Genomic DNA, 17,106 nt, shown 5'->3' with positions numbered 1-17,106 from the left:
TGGGTCGCAGGACTTTCACGGTGCATCTCCCGTCCCGGCCGGCAAGGCCCAGAGCGCAGGTCCCGGCCAGCCTGCCACATCACGGACTTACGCGATCTTTCGGACACGCTCGTGGTCTCCTGCGGGCTCGCGATCCGGCTGGGGCCACGCCCGCAGGCCGCGCGAGCAGCTCTGGGCAGGCCCTCGCGTCGGGCGCGTTCCGCATCGCGGACCGCGTCGTAAACCACTGGCCGATCGCATCGTCCCGGAGGGAAGCTGTGCCCATGACGACAACCTTGATCACAGGGGCCAACAAGGGCCTGGGCTACGAGACCGCCCGCCGCCTGGTCGCCGCGGGCCACACCGTCTACCTGGGAGCGCGCACCATCGAGCGGGGCACGGCGGCCGCGACCGAGCTCGGCGCCCGGTTCGTGCAACTCGATGTCACCGACGACGCGTCGGTCGCCGCCGCGGTGGCCACCATCGAGGCCGACGGCGCCCTGGACGTCCTGGTCAACAACGCCGGAATCGAGGTGCGGTCACCGGGGGGCGAGATCATCGGCGCCGCGGAGCTGACCGCCGACGTGATGCGGGAGGTGTTCGAGACCAACGTCTTCGGCCTGGTCCGGGTGACCCACGCCTTCCTGCCGCTGCTGGAACGCTCCGCCGCCCCGGTCGTGGTCAATGTCAGCAGCAGCCTGGCCTCACTGACCCACGCCGGCAAGGGGTACCCGGGGGCCGCCTATCCGGCCTCCAAGACCACGGTCAACATGCTCACCGTGCAGTTCGCCAAGGCGTTCCCGCGGATGCGGATCAATGCCGTGGAGCCCGGCTACACCGCGACGGACCTGAACCGGCACGAGGGCACGCAGACCGTCGAGCAGGGCGCCGAGATCATCGTTCGGATGGCTCGGCTGGGGCCGGACGGCCCGACCGGCGGCTACTTCGACGCGGCCGGCCCTCTGCCCTGGTAGGCGACGACCACGGCAGCGCGACACCCCTCGCGCTGGACGTGGCCCGCGCGGCGGAGGGAGCCGACGCTACCCCGCGCCATGCGGCTCCCGCGGGGGCAGCGGCGGCAACGGGCCGCGGAAGCCAACGCGGTGACGGCGCCTCAGTCGCACCAGTTCGATCAGCGCGGTGACCGTCACCCCGACCGGCCCGACCAGCAGTCCGACCAGCGCCGCCGCGCCGCTCGTCGTGGCGCCCTTGGTGTCGACCAGCGTGACGTGCCCGATCAGGGTGAGCCAGACCAGCAGCACCGCGACCAATGGCCGCACCAGCGGGTGCCCCCGCACCGCGAAGGAGTTCCGGTGTATCAGGTACACCGTCGGGAGGGTGAACGCCGGCAGCCAGATCACCAGCAGCAGGTGCAGCCCGACCGTGTTGCCGACGTACGCGTTGGGGTCGGACTTCATCATCGCCAGGAAGACCGCGAAGGTGACCACACCGGTGAACAGCGGCCGGGCCACCAGGCGGCCCACCCGCCGCCTGGTCCCGGTCCGCGCCAGCAGCACCAGCGGCACACAGGCGAGCAGCAGCGCGACCGGCCCACTGAGCAGCATCACGATGCTGTCCCCGAACGCATCCTGGAAGAGCTCGTCGGCGGAGGCCCCGTTCGCCAGGCGCACCACGAACAGGATCACGCCGAGGCCGAACAGCGCCCGGGCCCACATCAGCCGCTCCACCAGCGGGTCGAGCGTCCGCGCCACCAGCTGCGTGACCACCGGTTGCAGCACCGGATCCAGCAGTTCCGCTCCCGCCACCGCAGCGACCCCGGAGGCCGACATCCGCAGCATCCGGTAGGGCCCGTACACCCGGCTCGCCAGCCTCCAGGGCAGCAGCAGGTCGAGCACCCACTCCCGCGGCTCCCGCCGTGGCGCCGGCGGTTGCCAGTAGGGCGGCCGGTCGTACCCGTCGGCGAGGTCGCCCGGTGGCGCAGGCGTGGTCATGGTCGGCCCCCGTGGTCGTCAGAACACCTCGTACGTCGAAGCGCTGAAACCGTGCCAGTTCCCCGTACGGGTGCGCAATCCCATTAGCCGCAACCCGACGGTGAAGGGCTCGTGATCCGTTACTGCTCGTACGCCCATGCCCGCCCGGTCCGTCGGTGCCTCCTTCCGACGGTCGGCGGGCCTCGGCGTCGCGTTGCACCGGCGGCCCGGCGCCGGCTGGATGCGGCGAGGCGGGACGTCTCACCCCAGTTCGTTGACCAGGCGGGTGGCAAGCGGTACGGGCACACCGTGGCGGGCGGCCGAACGCAGCAGGGCTCCGCCGATCGCATCGAGCTCCAACGGGCGGCCGGCCTCGGCGTCGCGCTGCATCGACGACTTCGCCTCGGGCGGGAAGGCGTCGTACAGGGCCAGCGAGCGTGCCGGGTCCGCCGGGGCTCCGCATGCGCGGGCGACGGCGGCGGCCTCCTCGACGAGGGCCTCCAGTTCGGCGCGGTGCCCGGTGCGGACGCGGCCGATGGTGAGCCCGTACCGGGTGGTGAGCAGCGCGAAGGGTGCGAGGAAGGCGAACTTGGCCCACAGCACGGCCGGTTCGTCCTCGCTCACCCGCGTCCGCACACCCGCGCCGCCGAGCACCTCGGCCAGGGCGGCGAGCCGGTCGGCCGGGCCGGCCAGGTCGATCTCGGTGAACGGGCTGCCGTGCTCGACGACGCCCGGCGCCACCCGGGCCGACTCGACCCGGACGACGGCCGCGGCGACCCGCTCCGCCCCGAACCGCCCGCGCAGCTGGGCCGGGTGCTCGATGCCGTTCAGCAACGGCACCACCAGTCCGTCCGTGACCAGGGCGGGTGGGACCCGCTCCAGAGCCGCGGCCAGGTGGGTGTGTTTGACGGTCACCAGGCACAGGTCGACGGGCTCGCGCAGCTCGGTGTCCGCCTCCACCGGTGCGGTGAACTCGCCGAACTGGGCGCTGCGCACCCGGATCCCGTCGCGGCGCAGCGCCTCGGCGGTGGCCTCCCCGGCGAGGCAGATCACCCGGTGGCCGGCCCGCGCCAGCAGTGCGGCCAACAGCCCGCCGACCCCGCCGGGCCCGAGCACGGCGACCGTCCAGCGGCGGTCGGGGTCGGTGCCCGAGCCCCGGGCGAGGACGGCCGTGCACGCGTCCCGGGCGGCTGGGCTCAGCAGGGGCCGCAGCCGGGTGAACAGGGCGAGCAGGTCGGCGCCCCACCTTTCCCGGAACGCCGGGTCGGTCCGCGCGATGTCCAGCTCGTTGGCGGCGGTCAGTTCGGCGAGGTCGCGCAGGTCGGCCGGGTCCGGGGTGAGGGTGCGGCCGGTGAAGCGGTCGTGGAGGACGGCGCCGGGGCCGGGCAGCCCGGGGTGGGTGGCGCGGCGGTCGCAGCTCGCGTACAGGTGGACCAGGCGCTCGGCCTCGGGGCCGATCACGGCGGCCAGGTCGGCCCGGCGGTCGAGCGGCAGGAGGGCGGTCGGGAAGCCGTCCGTCCCGTAGGCGGCGTGACAGAGCCCCGCCAGCTGGAGGGCCGGGCGGGCACCCCAGTCGGCGAGCTGCCGGCGGACCCGTTCCAGGTGGGCGAGCATAGTGCCGCCGGGGTGCGGGAGTTCCGCTGCGCCGAGTTCGCGCAGCAGGGAGACAGCATGGTCGGTCGTCAACTCGGAATTCCTCTCGGAGCATTGTGGGTCGGCACCCGCCGTGCCCCGCCTTGCGTCCGGAACGCGCGAGGACAGCGGGCGGGTTGCCGCCCTGGGCCCTGCAGCGATGATCGAGCCCCGCGAACATCCAAGTCAATCCACGGGTTCACTGGGGAACCCCCAAGGAAGAGCTTGGGTCAGCACCGCGTACCGTGGACCGTCGTGACCCTCGACGATCTCCGCGTCTTCGCCGCGGTGTGCCGGGCCGGCTCGCTGAGCGCCGTCGCCCGCCAGCTCTCCTGCACGCAGTCCGCCGTCAGCCAGCACGTGAAGCGGCTCGAACGGGAGCTGGGCGTCGCGCTGCTCGAACGCCACCCCCGCGGCGTCGCGCCGACGAAGGCCGGGCAACTGCTGCGCGCGGCGGCCGTCGACAGCCTCGGCGGAATCGACCACGCGCTGCGCGGCATCGACGAACTCGCCCGTGGGGAGGGCGGATCGGTGCGGATCACGACGGGCGCCACCAGCATCCGGCACTTCATGTCCGCGGCCGTCGTCGACTTCCGGCGCCGCTTCCCGGAGGTGAGCCTGGAGTTCCAGACGGAGGTCTCCAGCCGCAGCTGCTTCGAGGCGCTCGCCACGGGCCGCGTCGACCTGGCCTGGATCTCGCTCGGTGCCCCCGTGCGCGGGATCGAGCAGCGGCCGGTCGTCGAGATGCCCTGGGTGCTCGCCGTCGCCGCCGGGGATCCGCTCGCGGGCCGCTCCCACGTCGACCCGGTCGACCTCCAGGACGCCCGGCTCATCGGGCTGCCGCAGAACTCGGTCTCGCGCTCCCGACTCGACGCCTGGCTCGCCACGTCGGGCATCCGGCCGGTCTTCGACACCAGCGTCGCGGACTGGGACACCGCGATCCTGCTGGCCGAACTCGGCCTCGGCCAGGCCATCGTGCCCGCCCTCCCCGAGTGGCAGGGCCCCGGCCACCCCGGCCTGCGCCTGATTCCCCTCCCGGCCCTGCCCGTCCTCACCGCAGGCTGGGCCGTCCGCCGCTGGGACACCCTCTCGCCGCTGGCCCGCGCCTTCGCGGACACTGTCGCGGACCACTGCGGGGCGTCGGGTTCGACCATCTGATGCGCCAAGTACCGTTCCACCGCGGGCCCGTGGAGCCAGGCACCCCGGCAGCCGGCGGGTCAACCACCTACCGGTCGAGGAACCGGCGCAGCCCGTCCCGCACCCCGTCCGTCGGCACCGTCGCGGCGAACCAGGCCGCCTCGACGGCCAGCCCCTCGTCGATCGGCAGGTTCATCCCGCGCGTGACGGCCCGCAGGCAGGCCGCGACCGCCGTCGGCGCGTGCCGGACGATGCGGTCGACCAAGTCCCGTGCCGCGTCCAGCAGTTCGTCCGCCGGGACGACCGCGTTCACGATGCCCAGCTCGGCGGCGCGCGCCGCCGGGACCGGATCCCCGGTGAGGATCATCTCCAGGCCGCGCTTGCGCCCGACGTGCCGCGGCAGCCGCTGCGAACCGCCGAACGGCGGCGGGAAGCCCAGAGTGATCTCCGGCTTGGCGAAGGTCGCGTGCGCGGCCGCGATCGCCAGCGGCGCGGCCTCGGTGATCTCGCAACCCGCGCCGTACGCCAACCCGTTGACGGCCACGACAACCGGCTTCGGGAACTCCTCGATCCGCCGGGTCAGCGCCTGCCCGCGCCGGACGATCTCGCGCAGCGCCCGTTCCGTCCCGCCCGCGATGCTGCCGGCCAGCGACGGGATGTCGGCGCCCGCGCTGAAGGCGCGCGTCCCGGCGCCGGTGAGGATGACGGCCCGGACGGAGTCGTCGGCGTCGACGCGGGCGAGCTCGGCGAGCAGCGCGTCGATCGTCGGGTAGTCGAGGGCGTTGAGCTTGGCCTCGCGGTCGATGGTGAGGGTCACGACGTGCTGGTCGCGTGCCACCTGAACGGTGGGGACGGTGCGGACGGTCATTCCGGCTGCTCCCTTGCGCCTGGATGCGGTCGGGACCGAGGCTAGGAAGGCCGTGCAGGACAATCCACTCATTGTCCCGGATACACCCGAAAGGGATGCCGCCCATGCGACCGCCCGCCTACAAAGCCGTCGTCGACGAGTACGCCGCCGCGATCCGCTCCGGCGCCCTCCCGCCCGGCACCCGCCTGCCCACCCACCGGAAGCTCGCCCGCGAGCGCCGCATCGCCCTCGCCACCGCGACCCGGGTCTACGCCGAACTCGCCGCCGCCGGGCTCGTGGTGGGCGAACAGGGCCGCGGCACGTTCGTCCGGGTCCGCTCCGGCTACGACGGCATCGAGCCCTCCCGCACGCTCCCGGTGCCGCGCCTCGCCGACCTCTCGTTCAACCAGCCGCTGACCCCCGGCCAGGGCGACGACCTCCGCCACGCCCTGCGCGCCCTCGCCGCCTCCGGCGACGCGGAGGCGCTGCTGCGCCAGCACCCGCCCGGCGGCCACCGGCACGACCGGGCGGTCGTCGCCACCTACCTGCTGGACCGGGGCGTCGACACCGCCCCCGAGAACGTCCTGCTGACGAGCGGCGCCCAGCAGGCGCTGGACTGCGTGCTGCGCGCCCTGACCCGGCCCGGCGACGTCCTGGCCGTGGACGCCCTCGGCTACCCGGGCGTCAAGCTGCTCGCCGCCGCCCACGGCCTCGACCTGGCGCCCGTGCCGGTCACGCCGCACGGCCCGGACCTCGACGCGCTCGACCGCCTGTGCCGGGCCCGCAGGGTCCGCGCCGTGTACGCGATGCCGACCGTCCACAACCCGCTCGGCTGGGTGCTCGACCAGCAGCGGCGCGAGCGCCTGGCCGAGATCGCCGCCGCCCACGACTGCGTGATCGTCGAGGACGGCACGTACGCGTTCCTGGAGCCCGCGCCCCCTCCCCCGCTGCACGCCCTCGCGCCCGAACGCACCTGCTACGTCGCCGGGTTGTCGAAGAACGTGGCCCCCGGCCTGCGGTTCGGCTTCGCCGTCGTGCCCGGCCGCCACCTGCGGGCCGCCACCTCCGCGCTGCGCGCGGCCGCGTGGGGCTCCCCGGGCCTGGTCACCGCACTCGCCACCGGCTGGATCACGGACGGCACGGTCGCCCGCCTGGAACGCCACCGCCGGGAGGACGCCATCGCCCGGCAGGCCATCGCCCGCGCCGAGCTGGCCGGGATGGACGTCACCGCGCACCCGTCGTCGTACGTGGTGTGGCTGGGCCTGGAGGCGCACCAACGCCCCGACCACGTGGCGGACTTGCTCGCCCGGGAGGGCATCCTGGTCTCCACCGCCGACGCCTTCGCCACCGGCCCGCACGTGCCGCACGCCGTCCGCCTCGCCCTGGCGACACCACCACGTCACGAACTCGGCGATGTGCTGGGACGGTTGAGGAGGGCGATCGAGTCCATCCCGCCGCCGTGACCCCGGCTACCCCGCCGCGCGGACGGCCCGCCCGAAGCGCGTGGACCAGTCGTCGAGCCGCTCGACCAGTTCGGGCGGCTCGACGACCGTGAAGTCCGCGCCGACCGAACCGAGCGCCATGATCGGCCAGTTGAGGTCGTCGGCACTCATCACCACCCGGCAGCGCCCGGCGCCGGCCTCCTCGACCGTGGCCCACCGGCCGATCCGCTCGCGCACGTCCCCGGCGGGCGCGGCCACCACCGCCTCGACCCGGTAGGGACGGATCAGGCCGTTGACACCGGCCCGGACGAACTCGGCGGCGCCGGCGGCCGGCAGCTCGCGCGGCCCGAACCGGCCCCCGCCGCCCTCGGGCGCGCTGAGCCGGTCGAGCCGGAAGGTGCGCCAGTCCCGCCGGGTGAGGTCGTACGCCACCAGGTACCAGCGACGGTCGAGGCACACCAGCCGGTGCGGCTCGACGTGCCGCTCGGCGCTCCGCCCGTCGGCCGTGGTGTACAAAAAGCGCAGGCGCTCGCCGTCCCGGCAGGCCAGCGCCACCACGGTCAGTCCGTCCGGGTCGACCGCAGCCCCCGGCCGACTCCCCCAGTCGGCGGGCACGGTCATCGCCCGCAGCGCCTCCACCCGCCGCCGCAGCCGGGCCGGCATCACCTGCACCACCTTCGCCAGCACCCGCACCGACGCCTCGGCGATCCCCTCCACCGGGCTCTCCGCCGCCGCCTGGAGGCCCACCGCGAGCGCGACCGCCTCCTCGTCGTCGATCACCAGCGGCGGCAGCGCCGCGCCCGCGGCCAGCTGGTAGCCGCCGTCCACGCCGCGCTGCGCCTCGACGGGGTAGCCGAGCTCGCGCAGCCGGTCGATGTCGCGGCGCAGCGTGCGGACGGAGACGCCGAGCCGCTCGGCCAGTTCCTCGCCGGGCCAGTAACGGTGGGTCTGCAGGAGGGAGAGCAACCGGAGGGTGCGGGTGCTGGTGTTCGCCATGTCTCCGATTCTCCTCGGAATTCAGGTCAGGAAGTGGCCGCAATGGCCCCTACTGTGGTTCTTGTCCGAGGGAGCAGGAAGCACACGGAAGGCAATCACCATGACCACCACCCCCAGCACCGTTGACACCACCGCCGTCACCGGCGAGCGCGCCGACCTCCTCCTGGCGCTGGCCAAGCAGCGGCACTTCCTGCGCTTCACCGCCCGCGACCTCACCGACGAGCAGGCCGGGCAGCGCACCACCGTGAGCGAACTGTGCGTCGGCGGCCTCATCAAGCACGTGACGGTGGTCGAGAAGCTGTGGGCGAACTTCATCGTCGAGGGCCTGTCGGCGATGCCCGACTTCTCCACCTTCACCGAGGAGGACTTCGCCCGCCGCGCCGACGAGTTCCGCATGCTGCCCGGCGAGACGCTCGCCGGCGTGCTCGCCGCGTACGAGGAAGTGGCCCGCCGCACCGACGAGTTGGTCACCACCCTGGCCGACCTGAACGCCGCCCAGGCGCTCCCGAAGGCCCCCTGGTTCCAGGAGGAGGAGTGGTCCGCCCGCCGCGTCCTGCTCCACATCGTCGCCGAGACCGCCCAGCACGCGGGCCACGCCGACATCATCCGCGAGGCCCTCGACGGCGCGAAGAGCATGGGCTGACGCTCGGCCGGACTCCTCCGCGAAGAGCACGGGCTGACGCTCGGCCGGATCCTCCGCGGAGGAGTCCGCCCGTGCTCGCCGACCCGCGCGCCGGCCGGCGGTCAGCCCGCCGCGAGGCGGTAGGAGGGCAGCCCGCGGCGGCGTATGAGGAGTTCGGCGACCACGAGGTTGGGCAGCCAGGCGAGGAAGGGCAGGGCGGCGTAGGCGTTGTCGAAGACGCGCGTGCCGTCGACGGTGCCGTCGGCGGTGAGGCTCTGGACGAGGATGAGGACGCCGAGCCAGGCCCGGAGGGTGACGGCGGCGTAGGTGAGGGCGAAGCTGCGGATCATCCAGGCGCGGTGGCTCGGCAGGTCGCGTTCGCGGATCGCGCGGTAGCCGCGCCAGGTGGTCCAGGCCCACAGCAGGGCGAGGCTGCCGAAACCGAAGAAGCCGTCGAAGGCGACCGAGCTGGCGAACGACATCACGAACGCGGCCGGCGACCCGAGCCCGATGCCGGCCAGGTACACGCGCCCCGTCCAGCGATGGACCGTGCGCGAGCGGCGGCGCAGCGCGGCGGAGAACTGCAGTGGGCCGACGAGCAGCGCTGTCGAGGCCGTCACGATGTGGACGCAGAAGGCGAGTTGGATGCCTAACGGACGCTCGGCGTAGGTGGCGGCGAGGCCGCCGCGCGAGCCGTCGAGAGGCAGGCCGGCTTGCGCGTAGGTGGCGACGACATACCCGACGACCGCCAGTGAGGTCAGGAGGACGACGGTCCACGGGACCCGTCCGCTTCTCTTGTCCGCTCCCGCGCCGGGGCCGCCGGCAGCGGGAGCTGTGGTACTGGTCATGGGTGTCCCCGATCTGCTCGGTGGTTCGATGACGCGTACACGGGCGCAAAGCCGGCGACGCCGGCTCCCCCGATGTGGACACTGTGAACTTACGCGTGGATGTGGACGGCGTCAACATGTACCGGTTCACGACCGATTGCGCCTCAATCACTTTGCTGTACAAGCACGTTCTGCACGAGAGCCGAGCCGGTCCATTCGACGTGTTCACGCTGTTAACATCGAGCATGGATTCACAGCGAGCCGGCTACCACCACGGCAACCTCCGCGAAGCCCTCGTGCAGGCCGGCGTCGAGCTCGCACGCGACGGCGGGCCGTCGGCCATCGTGCTGCGCGAGGTTGCGCGCCGGGTCGGCGTCTCGCCCAACGCGACCTACCGGCACTTCTCCGCCCTGCCCGACCTCATCGACGACGTGGCCCGGGACTCCCGCAGACGCCTCGCCGACGCCATGGACGCCGAGTTGAGCCGGCGCGCGCCCGCGGCCGAGCCCGGCGCGGACGCGGTCGGCCGGCTCACCGCCGTCGGCCAGGGCTACATCCGCTACGCCCTGGCCGAACCGGGCCTGTTCGCCACCGCCTTCCCGACCGGCAAGGCGGGCACCGCCGAGCACGGCGAGGAGAACGAGGACAGCGGGAAGGCCGGGGAAACCGGGGAGCCCCGGCACGGGCCCTTCACCATCCTCCAGGAGACCCTCGCCGCGCTCGACGCCGCCGGCCTCCTCGCCGAGCCCATGGAGACGGCCACCTTCAACGCCTGGGCCGGCGTCCACGGCATCGCCCTGCTCCTGCTCGGCCCCTACGCCGAACTCCCGGACGAGGCAAGGGAGTCCGCCATCGCCGACGGCGTCGCCTCCATGATCCGGGGCCTCACGACGGCACCCCGCCGGGCACCTTCCCGGGCCGGGCGGAGCCGTTCGTGACCGTCCCCTACTCCGGGCAGTCGGCACCACCGCGCGGGGATGGCCTCACCGTGCCCGCCGCGTCACCGGGTCGCGGACGCCCTCCGTGGCGGACACGTCCGGCACGGAGGGCAGCTGGGCCAGGGTGAGGGTGAGGTCGGTGTCGCAGGCGGCACAGCAGAAGACGGTCGCCGCGCTGTTCCAGCGCCGCAGCCGCCGTCCCGCAAAGGGCTTCACGCGGGCCCCGCCCCCGGCTCCGCTCCCGCCCCCGGCTTCGCCACTGCCTGCGCGAGCGCCGTCACCGTCCGCCGGACGTCGGCCTCCGTCGTGCGCCAGTTGCTGAACGCCGCCCGGAGCGCCGGGACGCCGGCGTAGCGGGTCGGCGTGAAGAAGGCCTCCCCGGCCACCTCGGCGGCCAGTTCGGCGAGCCGTTCGGCGGTGGGGTCGTCCGCGAGCGTGAAGCAGACGACGTTCAGCCGCACCGGCGCGAGCAGGCGCAGCCCGTCGATCCCGTCCACCGCCTCGCCGAGCGCCCGGGCCCCGGCGACGCAGCGCTCGACGATCTCGCGGTGGCCGGCCCGCCCGTACGCCCGCAGCGTGAACCAGGCGGCGAGGGCGCGCAGGCGGTGCGAGTTCTCGGGGGTGAGGTGGACGAGGTCGGGGTGCTCGCCGAGGGGGCCGAGGTAGGCGGCGGCGTTCTGGAAGACGCGGGCCTGGAGATCGCGGCGGCGGGTGAACTGCACGGCGCTGTCGTAGGGCACGTTGAGCCACTTGTGGAGATCGATGCAGACGGAGTCGGCGAGGTCCAACCCCGCTGTCAGTTCGGCGTGTTCGGGCGTCAGCGCGGCGAAGGCGCCGAACGCGCCGTCCACGTGCAGCCAGAAGTCGTACCGCTCGCGCAGTGCGGCGATCGCCCGCAGGTCGTCGAAGTCGACCGTGTTCACCGTGCCCGCGTTGGCCACGACGACGCACGGGCCGTCCGCCGCCGCGAGCGCCCGCTCCAGCGCGGCGGGGTCCACCGCCTCGCGGCCCGGCAGTGTGGGCACGGCGGTGAGCACCGAACGGCCGAGGCCCAGGACGGACAGCGCCTTGGCGATGCTCGAGTGCGCGCTGCCGGACAGCACCCGCACCCGGCCGAGCGCGCCGGCGCCGTCCTCGGCGACATCCACGCCGAGGCGCTCGCCCAGCCACTCCCGGGCGATCGCGAGGCCGACCGTGTTGGACATGGTGGCGCCGCTCACGAAGGTGCCGGTGTGCGCGCCGCAGAGCCCGAACAGCTCGCGCAGCCAGCCGACCGTCTCGCGTTCCAGGTGCTGGCCGGCCGGGTCGAGCGAGGAGTTGGAGTTCTGGTCGGCGGCGGCGGTGAGCCAGTCCCCCGCCAGGGCCGCCGGGGTCGCACCGCCGGTGACGAACCCGAAGTAGCGCGGCCCGGCGCTCGCCCCCAGCCTCGGCTCCCAGCGCTCGGCGAACTCCGCCAGCGCCGCCCGCAGCCCGCCGCCCTCGTCCCCGAGCCGCACCGGCGCGGGCTCCTCCGTGCGAGGAACCACCGGCCGTTCGTCGAGGCCGCCCAGGAAGGCGACCGCCCGCTGCCGGGTCTCCTCCAGCAGCGCGGGCAACTGGTCGAGGTCGGCGGCGAGTTCAGGGTGCATGGCGCTACTCCGCGGATCGGAAGATCAACTTGTGCACCGAGACTACCGACTGGCAGCCATGCTGTCCCAGTCCAATTCCACCCAAGTGGCCTGCACCGCGCCGCCCGGCCCGTGGGCGCTATGCTGCCGGGCATGACGACGTGCCGCGGATTCTGGTGGGCCACCGATCGGGTGGCCTGACAGCGCAGCGCGTCATGTATCGGCCGTCCGGTGGGCGGCCGATTCGCGTTTTCCCGGGCTCCCACTGGACTCGACGCCAAGGACGGCGAACCAGTGGACGACAGGAACCCCACGCACCCCGCCCACACCCCGGGCCTCTCGTGGCCGCGGGTGCTCGCCGCGCTCGCGGCCGGACGCGACCTCCGGACCCGCGAGACGCGGTGGGCCATGGAACGCGTGCTGGACGACGACTTCCGGCCCGAGCAGCTCGCGGCCTTCCTGATGGGCCTGCGGGTCAAGGGCGAGAGCGCCGCCGAACTGTCCGGGCTCGTCGAGGCCGCGCTCGACCACGCCGTGCCGCTCGACGTCGACGGCGGCCGGTGCGTCGACCTCGCCGGCACCGGGGGCGACGGCGGCTCGACCGTCAACATCTCGACCATGGCCTCCGTCGTGGTCGCCGCCTGCGGGGTCCCGGTGGTCAAGCACGGCGGCCGCTCGGCCTCGTCCACGTGCGGCACCGCGGACGTCCTGGAGGCGCTCGGCATCCCGCTGGACCTGCCGCCCGCCGCCGTCGCCGAGGTCGCCCGCCGGGCCGGGATCACGTTCTGCTTCGCCCCCGTCTTCCACCCGGCCCTGCGCAACGCCGCCCCGGTGCGCCGCGCGCTCGGCGTCCCGACCGCGTTCAACCTGCTCGGGCCGCTGCTCGGCCCGGCCCGGCCGCGCCACCAGGTGGTCGGCGTCGCCGACCTGCGGGCGGCACCCGCGATCGCGAGCGTGCTGGCCGAGCGCGGGACCTCGGCGCTGGTCGTGCGCTCCGAGGACGGGACGGACGAGCTGACGACGACCGCACCGGCCCGGATCTGGACCGTCCGGGACGGTGCCGTCACGGAGGAGCGGCTGGATCCCGTCGGCCTCGGGCTCGCCCCCGCGCCGGCCGGGGCACTCGCCGGCGGCGGCCCCGAGCACAACGCGCGCGTCCTGCGGGGGGTCCTGGCGGGCGGGGCGGGAGCGGCGCTCGACACCGTCCTGCTCAACGCGGCCGCGGCCCTGATCGCCGCCCGGCCCCGACCGGGCCGCGTGGTGACCCGGTTCCCGGCCGCCCTGCACGAGGCGCGGCAGGCCGTGGAGTCGGGGGCCGCGCTGAAGACGCTCGACGCGTGGCTCACGGCGGTCCGGGACGTGCGCGCCGTCGGATAGCCCGCCACAGCGGGTGCCACGCCATCGGCCGGCGCGCGAGGACGGGCACCCGGCGCGAGGACATCGCCCGCCCCACGGGGGTGGAGGGCGGGCGACGTCCGCGCGCCGGGTGCCCGGCGGGTTCCGGCTCCCCCCGGGCCGGAACCCCCACCCCCACGCGGGCGAACCGTGCCCGCCCCGGCGGCCGCCGAGGCCCTGATGGAGGCGGCCGAGCCGGGGCGGAGGCGGGGAACCGCGGCCGCAGTCGTCATTCTGGGCACACCGCGCCCACCCCACATGGGGGCCCGGCCCCCATGTTCTTGCGCTGTTCTTGCGCGCTTCGGGGATCCCGGCCGGCCCGGCTCCCACGCAGTCCGACTTGATCAAACTCTTGTGCGAACAGTCCGTCGGCTGTCACGCTCTGTACCGTGACCAATCCTCCGATCGACACGACGGCCGACGCCCTGACGGGGCGCTGGTGGGCGCCGGGCCTGCGCCCGGGCGAGCCGTCGGACGGCGGCCGGCCCTCGTGGGCGGCCTTCGTCGAGGAGGCGGTCGCCGGCGCGGACGTGCCCCGGGTGCCCGCAGGCCCGCTGCCGGGGACCACCGGGTTCCGGACGGTCGTCGCGCCCCTCGTCCGGGCCGCGCTGGCGCGCGTCCGCACCGAACTCCCGCCTGCGATCGTCGACTTACCCGCCGTCCGGGCACGGTTCGCCGACGACCTCACGGACGCCCTCACCCGGCGCGCCGCCCGTACGCTCGTCCTGGAACTCAACGTCGCCCGGGTGGGCGGGCGGCTGACGGGCACCACGCCCGAGGAACGCTTCCGCTCGTACGTCGATTCGACGGCACGCCAGTGCGGCTTGTCCGCCCTGTTCCGCGAATACCCCGTCCTCGCAAGGACCCTGGCACAGGCCTGCCTCGCCGCCGCGGACGCCCTCACCGACCTGCTCGACCGGTTCGCCGCCGACCGGGCGGACATCGCCGCCGAGCTGCTCACCGGCACCGACCCCGGCCCGCTGACCGCCGTCCACCGGACCGGCGACCAGCACCGGCGCGGCCACGCCGTCGCCGTGCTGCACTTCGCGGAGGGCAACCGGGTCGTCTACAAGCCGCGGCCGCCGCGCGTCCACCGGCACTTCAACGCCGTGGTCGACTGGTTCAACGCGCAGCCCGGCTCGCCCGGACTGCGCGCCCTCGCCCTGGTCGAACGCCCCGGCCACGGCTGGACGGAGTTCGTCGACCGCCGGCCGTGCGCCACGCCCGAGGAGGTGCACCGGTTCTACCTCCGGCAGGGCGCCTGGCTCGCCCTGCTCCACGCCTTCGACTGCACCGACCTGCACTTCGAGAACCTCATCGCGTCCGCGGACCACCCGGTGCCGGTGGACCTCGAAACCCTCTTCCACCCGACGCCCCCGCAGGAGCCCGGTGGATCCGTCGATCCGGCGGCCGTCGCCCTCGCGGCCTCGGTGTACCGGACCGGCCTGCTGCCGCGCCTGATCCTCGGCGACGAAAGGGCGCTCGACGCCTCGGGATTGGGCGGCGACGCGGGGGCCGCGGCGCCCGAGGAGTCCGTGCGGTGGGAGGCGGCCGGCACCGACGCGATGCGGCTCGTCCGCCGGACGGGAGAACTCCGCGGCGGCGCCAACCGCCCCCGCCTCGACGGCACGGACGCCGACCCGGCCGACCACGTCGACGCGCTGGTGGACGGCCACCGCCTCGGCCTGCGCATCCTCGCCGACGGCAGGGACGAACTGCTCGGCCTGCTGCCCGCGTTCGCCGACGACGAGACCCGCGTCGTCGTCCGCGCGACCGCCGACTACGCCGCACTGCTCGACGAGTCCACCCACCCCAGCCTCCTGCGCGACGCGGCCGACCGGGACGCGCTGCTGCGGGAGGCGCTCGCGGACGGGACGGACCGCCCCGGCTGGGCCGGACTGGACGACGACGAGGTGGCCGAGCTCTGGAACGGCGACGTTCCGCTCTTCACCGCCCGCCCCGGCGCGCCGGACCTGTGGACCGGCCGGGGCAGGCGCGTCCGCGACGCGCTGGACCGCCCCGGCCTCGACCGGGTGGCACAGCGGCTCCGCGGGCTCGGCACGGCCGCCCTGGACGACCAGGAGTGGATCATCCGCGCGACCATGGCGAGCCGCGCGACCACCCCGCCCCACGCGCCTGGTCGGCCCCTACCGGCGAACGCGCCCGGCCAGGCGGCCGGCCGGCCCCGGGAGCCCGGCACGAACGACCCGTCCGGCCCGGGGCGGACCGCCCCGCCCCTACCGACGGACGCCCCCGGCCCCGCCCGACTCCTGGACGCCGCCCGCGCCATCGGCGACACCCTCCTCGACCGGGCCCACCGGAACGCCGGACGCGTGAACTGGATCGGGATCGAACTCCTCGGCGACCGCTACTGGCAGCCCGCCCCCGCCGGCGCCGACCTCGGCGGCGGCTACCCGGGCCCTGCCCTGTTCCTCGCCCAACTCGCCGCGCTCACCGGCACGGGCCGCTACGCCGAGGCCGCCCGCCTCGCGCTGCGGCCGGTGCCCGACCTGCTGGACCGGCTCGCGGCCCGGCCCGAGCAGCTGCCGCTGATCGGATCCGGCGCGTTCGCGGGCCTCGGCGGTCTCACCCACGCGCTGGCCCACCTGGCCGTCCTGCTGGACGAGCACGAGTTCGCCGACCTGCGCGACCAGGCCGTCCGGCTCACCACCTCCGCAGCCGAGGCCGAGCACTCCCCCGCCCTGGCCGACGGCACCGCCGGCGGCCTCGCCGCCCTGCTCGCCGTGCACCGCGCCACCGGCAGCGCCGAGGCCTGGCAGGGTGCCCGGCAGTGCGCCGACCACCTGACCGGCCGGCCCTGGCCCGCCGCGCGCGGCTTCGCCGCAGGGACGGCGGGCATCGGCTGGGCACTGCTCCGCTTCGCCCGCGCCGGCGGCAGCGCCGACCACGAACGGGCGGGACTCGCCGCCCTCCGCTCGGCCGCGTGCGCGGGAGAAGTGCCGACGCCCTGGCGCAACGGCACACCGGACCTCGAACTCGCCGTGGCCGAACCGAAGTCGGCACGCCTCGCCGATGACGGCCCGACCACGGTGGCGCAGCCCACATCCTGGTGCGAAGGCGCACCAGGCATCGCGCTCGCCGTGGCCGACAGCGAAGTCGCCATGGCGGACCAGGAGTTGGCGCGCTTCGTCGCAAAGACGGCCGGTCGCGCCGGCGCGACCGGCCCGCTGCCCGACCACAGCCTGTGCCACGGCGAGCTCGGCGTCCTCGAACTGCTCGCGCACCTGAAGGACCCCGCCCTCGGCGGCCGCACCGCCGCCCTGCTCACCGCCCTCGACCGGGTCGGCCCGGTCTGCGGCACCCCGGGCGCCGTCCCGGCCCCGGGCCTGCTGACCGGCCTGGCCGGCATCGGCCACGGACTGCTGCGGCTCGCCTTCCCCGACCACACGACCTCGGCGCTGCTGCTGCAACCGCCGACCGATCCGCGGCCGTCGCACCGGACGCCGTGACGCATGACCCTCCAACGAAAGGATTCCCCATGGACATCCACGAGACCGTCCTCCGCTGGAAGTCGTCGACCGTCGACCAGGACGCGGCGCAGGACGACCCGATCGGCGCGATCAGCATCCGCTCGGGCGGCGCTCTGCTCGCCCGCCGCGCCGAGCTGCTGGGCACCCGGGACCGCGGGAGGTGCACCATCGAGACGGTGACCTGCCGGTGACCGGACGTTCCCTGACCGGCCATTGACCGGCGGTCGGCGGCGGTCCCAGCTCGGGCAGCGTCCGTCGCCGA

Annotated in this window: 15 protein-coding genes and 1 pseudogene; 8 read left to right on the top strand and 8 right to left on the bottom strand. The window is 74.9% G+C overall.

Annotation, left to right across the window (positions count from 1 at the left end; all coding sequences use genetic code 11):
* Positions 1-263: 263 nt before the first annotated feature.
* Positions 264-953, top strand: a complete 690-nt coding sequence (locus tag ACWCXH_RS29160; protein WP_449804462.1) for an SDR family NAD(P)-dependent oxidoreductase — start codon at positions 264-266, stop codon at positions 951-953.
* Between the two features lie 66 nt (positions 954-1,019).
* Here the strand turns inward: ACWCXH_RS29160 and ACWCXH_RS29155 are convergent, their stop codons facing one another.
* From ACWCXH_RS29155 to ACWCXH_RS29145, 3 genes and pseudogenes are all read right to left on the bottom strand, one after another.
* Complete coding sequence (locus ACWCXH_RS29155; RefSeq protein ID WP_449804461.1) at positions 1,020-1,931, bottom strand: hypothetical protein; 912 nt, start codon at positions 1,929-1,931, stop codon at positions 1,020-1,022.
* Between the two features lie 240 nt (positions 1,932-2,171).
* Positions 2,172-3,026 (bottom strand): ketopantoate reductase family protein, encoded by an 855-nt coding sequence (locus ACWCXH_RS29150; RefSeq protein WP_449804504.1) that lies wholly within the window; start codon positions 3,024-3,026, stop codon positions 2,172-2,174.
* A gap of 42 nt (positions 3,027-3,068) precedes the next feature.
* Positions 3,069-3,596 (bottom strand): annotated as a pseudogene (locus ACWCXH_RS29145) (DUF6817 domain-containing protein); the annotation flags it as partial.
* Between the two features lie 201 nt (positions 3,597-3,797).
* Here ACWCXH_RS29145 and ACWCXH_RS29140 point away from each other — a divergent pair.
* Entirely contained in the window at positions 3,798-4,700 is a 903-nt protein-coding gene (locus tag ACWCXH_RS29140) for a LysR family transcriptional regulator (RefSeq protein ID WP_449804460.1), read from the top strand.
* A gap of 67 nt (positions 4,701-4,767) precedes the next feature.
* On the opposite strand, the gene ACWCXH_RS29135 is transcribed toward ACWCXH_RS29140, so the two are convergent.
* Positions 4,768-5,547, bottom strand: coding sequence for an enoyl-CoA hydratase-related protein (locus ACWCXH_RS29135; RefSeq protein WP_449804459.1), 780 nt, complete (start codon positions 5,545-5,547; stop codon positions 4,768-4,770).
* A 104-nt stretch (positions 5,548-5,651) separates the two neighbouring features.
* On the opposite strand from ACWCXH_RS29135, the gene ACWCXH_RS29130 reads away from it, so the two are divergent.
* Complete coding sequence (locus tag ACWCXH_RS29130; protein ID WP_449804458.1) at positions 5,652-6,989, top strand: aminotransferase-like domain-containing protein; 1,338 nt, start codon at positions 5,652-5,654, stop codon at positions 6,987-6,989.
* 6 nt (positions 6,990-6,995) lie between these two features.
* On the opposite strand, the gene ACWCXH_RS29125 is transcribed toward ACWCXH_RS29130, so the two are convergent.
* On the bottom strand, positions 6,996-7,964 hold the full coding sequence (locus tag ACWCXH_RS29125; protein ID WP_449804457.1) for a helix-turn-helix transcriptional regulator: 969 nt from the start codon (positions 7,962-7,964) through the stop codon (positions 6,996-6,998).
* A 100-nt stretch (positions 7,965-8,064) separates the two neighbouring features.
* On the opposite strand from ACWCXH_RS29125, the gene ACWCXH_RS29120 reads away from it, so the two are divergent.
* Positions 8,065-8,607 carry a DinB family protein gene (locus ACWCXH_RS29120; RefSeq protein WP_449804456.1) on the top strand — a complete coding sequence of 181 codons (543 nt, stop codon included), beginning with the start codon at positions 8,065-8,067 and terminating at the stop codon, positions 8,605-8,607.
* Between the two features lie 101 nt (positions 8,608-8,708).
* Here the strand turns inward: ACWCXH_RS29120 and ACWCXH_RS29115 are convergent, their stop codons facing one another.
* Entirely contained in the window at positions 8,709-9,434 is a 726-nt protein-coding gene (locus tag ACWCXH_RS29115) for a DUF2306 domain-containing protein (protein ID WP_449804455.1), read from the bottom strand.
* Between the two features lie 224 nt (positions 9,435-9,658).
* On the opposite strand from ACWCXH_RS29115, the gene ACWCXH_RS29110 reads away from it, so the two are divergent.
* On the top strand, positions 9,659-10,351 hold the full coding sequence (locus ACWCXH_RS29110) for a TetR/AcrR family transcriptional regulator (RefSeq protein ID WP_449804454.1): 693 nt from the start codon (positions 9,659-9,661) through the stop codon (positions 10,349-10,351).
* 45 nt (positions 10,352-10,396) lie between these two features.
* Here ACWCXH_RS29110 and ACWCXH_RS29105 read toward each other — a convergent pair whose 3' ends face one another.
* Complete coding sequence (locus ACWCXH_RS29105; RefSeq protein WP_449804453.1) at positions 10,397-10,567, bottom strand: hypothetical protein; 171 nt, start codon at positions 10,565-10,567, stop codon at positions 10,397-10,399.
* A complete protein-coding gene (locus ACWCXH_RS29100; RefSeq protein ID WP_449804452.1) occupies positions 10,564-11,979 on the bottom strand; it encodes a pyridoxal phosphate-dependent decarboxylase family protein in 1,416 nt (471 codons plus the stop codon). The genes ACWCXH_RS29105 and ACWCXH_RS29100 overlap by 4 nt, the downstream gene beginning before the upstream one ends.
* A gap of 273 nt (positions 11,980-12,252) precedes the next feature.
* Here ACWCXH_RS29100 and trpD point away from each other — a divergent pair, with 273 nt between their 5' ends.
* The 3 genes from trpD (at position 12,253) to ACWCXH_RS29085 (ending at position 17,035) form a co-directional block, all read left to right on the top strand.
* Positions 12,253-13,335, top strand: coding sequence for an anthranilate phosphoribosyltransferase (gene trpD, locus ACWCXH_RS29095; protein WP_449804451.1), 1,083 nt, complete (start codon positions 12,253-12,255; stop codon positions 13,333-13,335).
* Between the two features lie 407 nt (positions 13,336-13,742).
* Complete coding sequence (locus ACWCXH_RS29090; protein WP_449804450.1) at positions 13,743-16,823, top strand: type 2 lanthipeptide synthetase LanM family protein; 3,081 nt, start codon at positions 13,743-13,745, stop codon at positions 16,821-16,823.
* 29 nt (positions 16,824-16,852) lie between these two features.
* Positions 16,853-17,035 (top strand): hypothetical protein, encoded by a 183-nt coding sequence (locus tag ACWCXH_RS29085; protein WP_449804449.1) that lies wholly within the window; start codon positions 16,853-16,855, stop codon positions 17,033-17,035.
* The last annotated feature ends 71 nt before the right edge of the window (positions 17,036-17,106 follow it).

The organism is Kitasatospora sp. NPDC001660 (assembly GCF_053596725.1).
The sequence above is the reverse complement of the archived record's forward strand: the minus strand, read 5'-3'. Positions and strand labels throughout refer to the sequence as shown.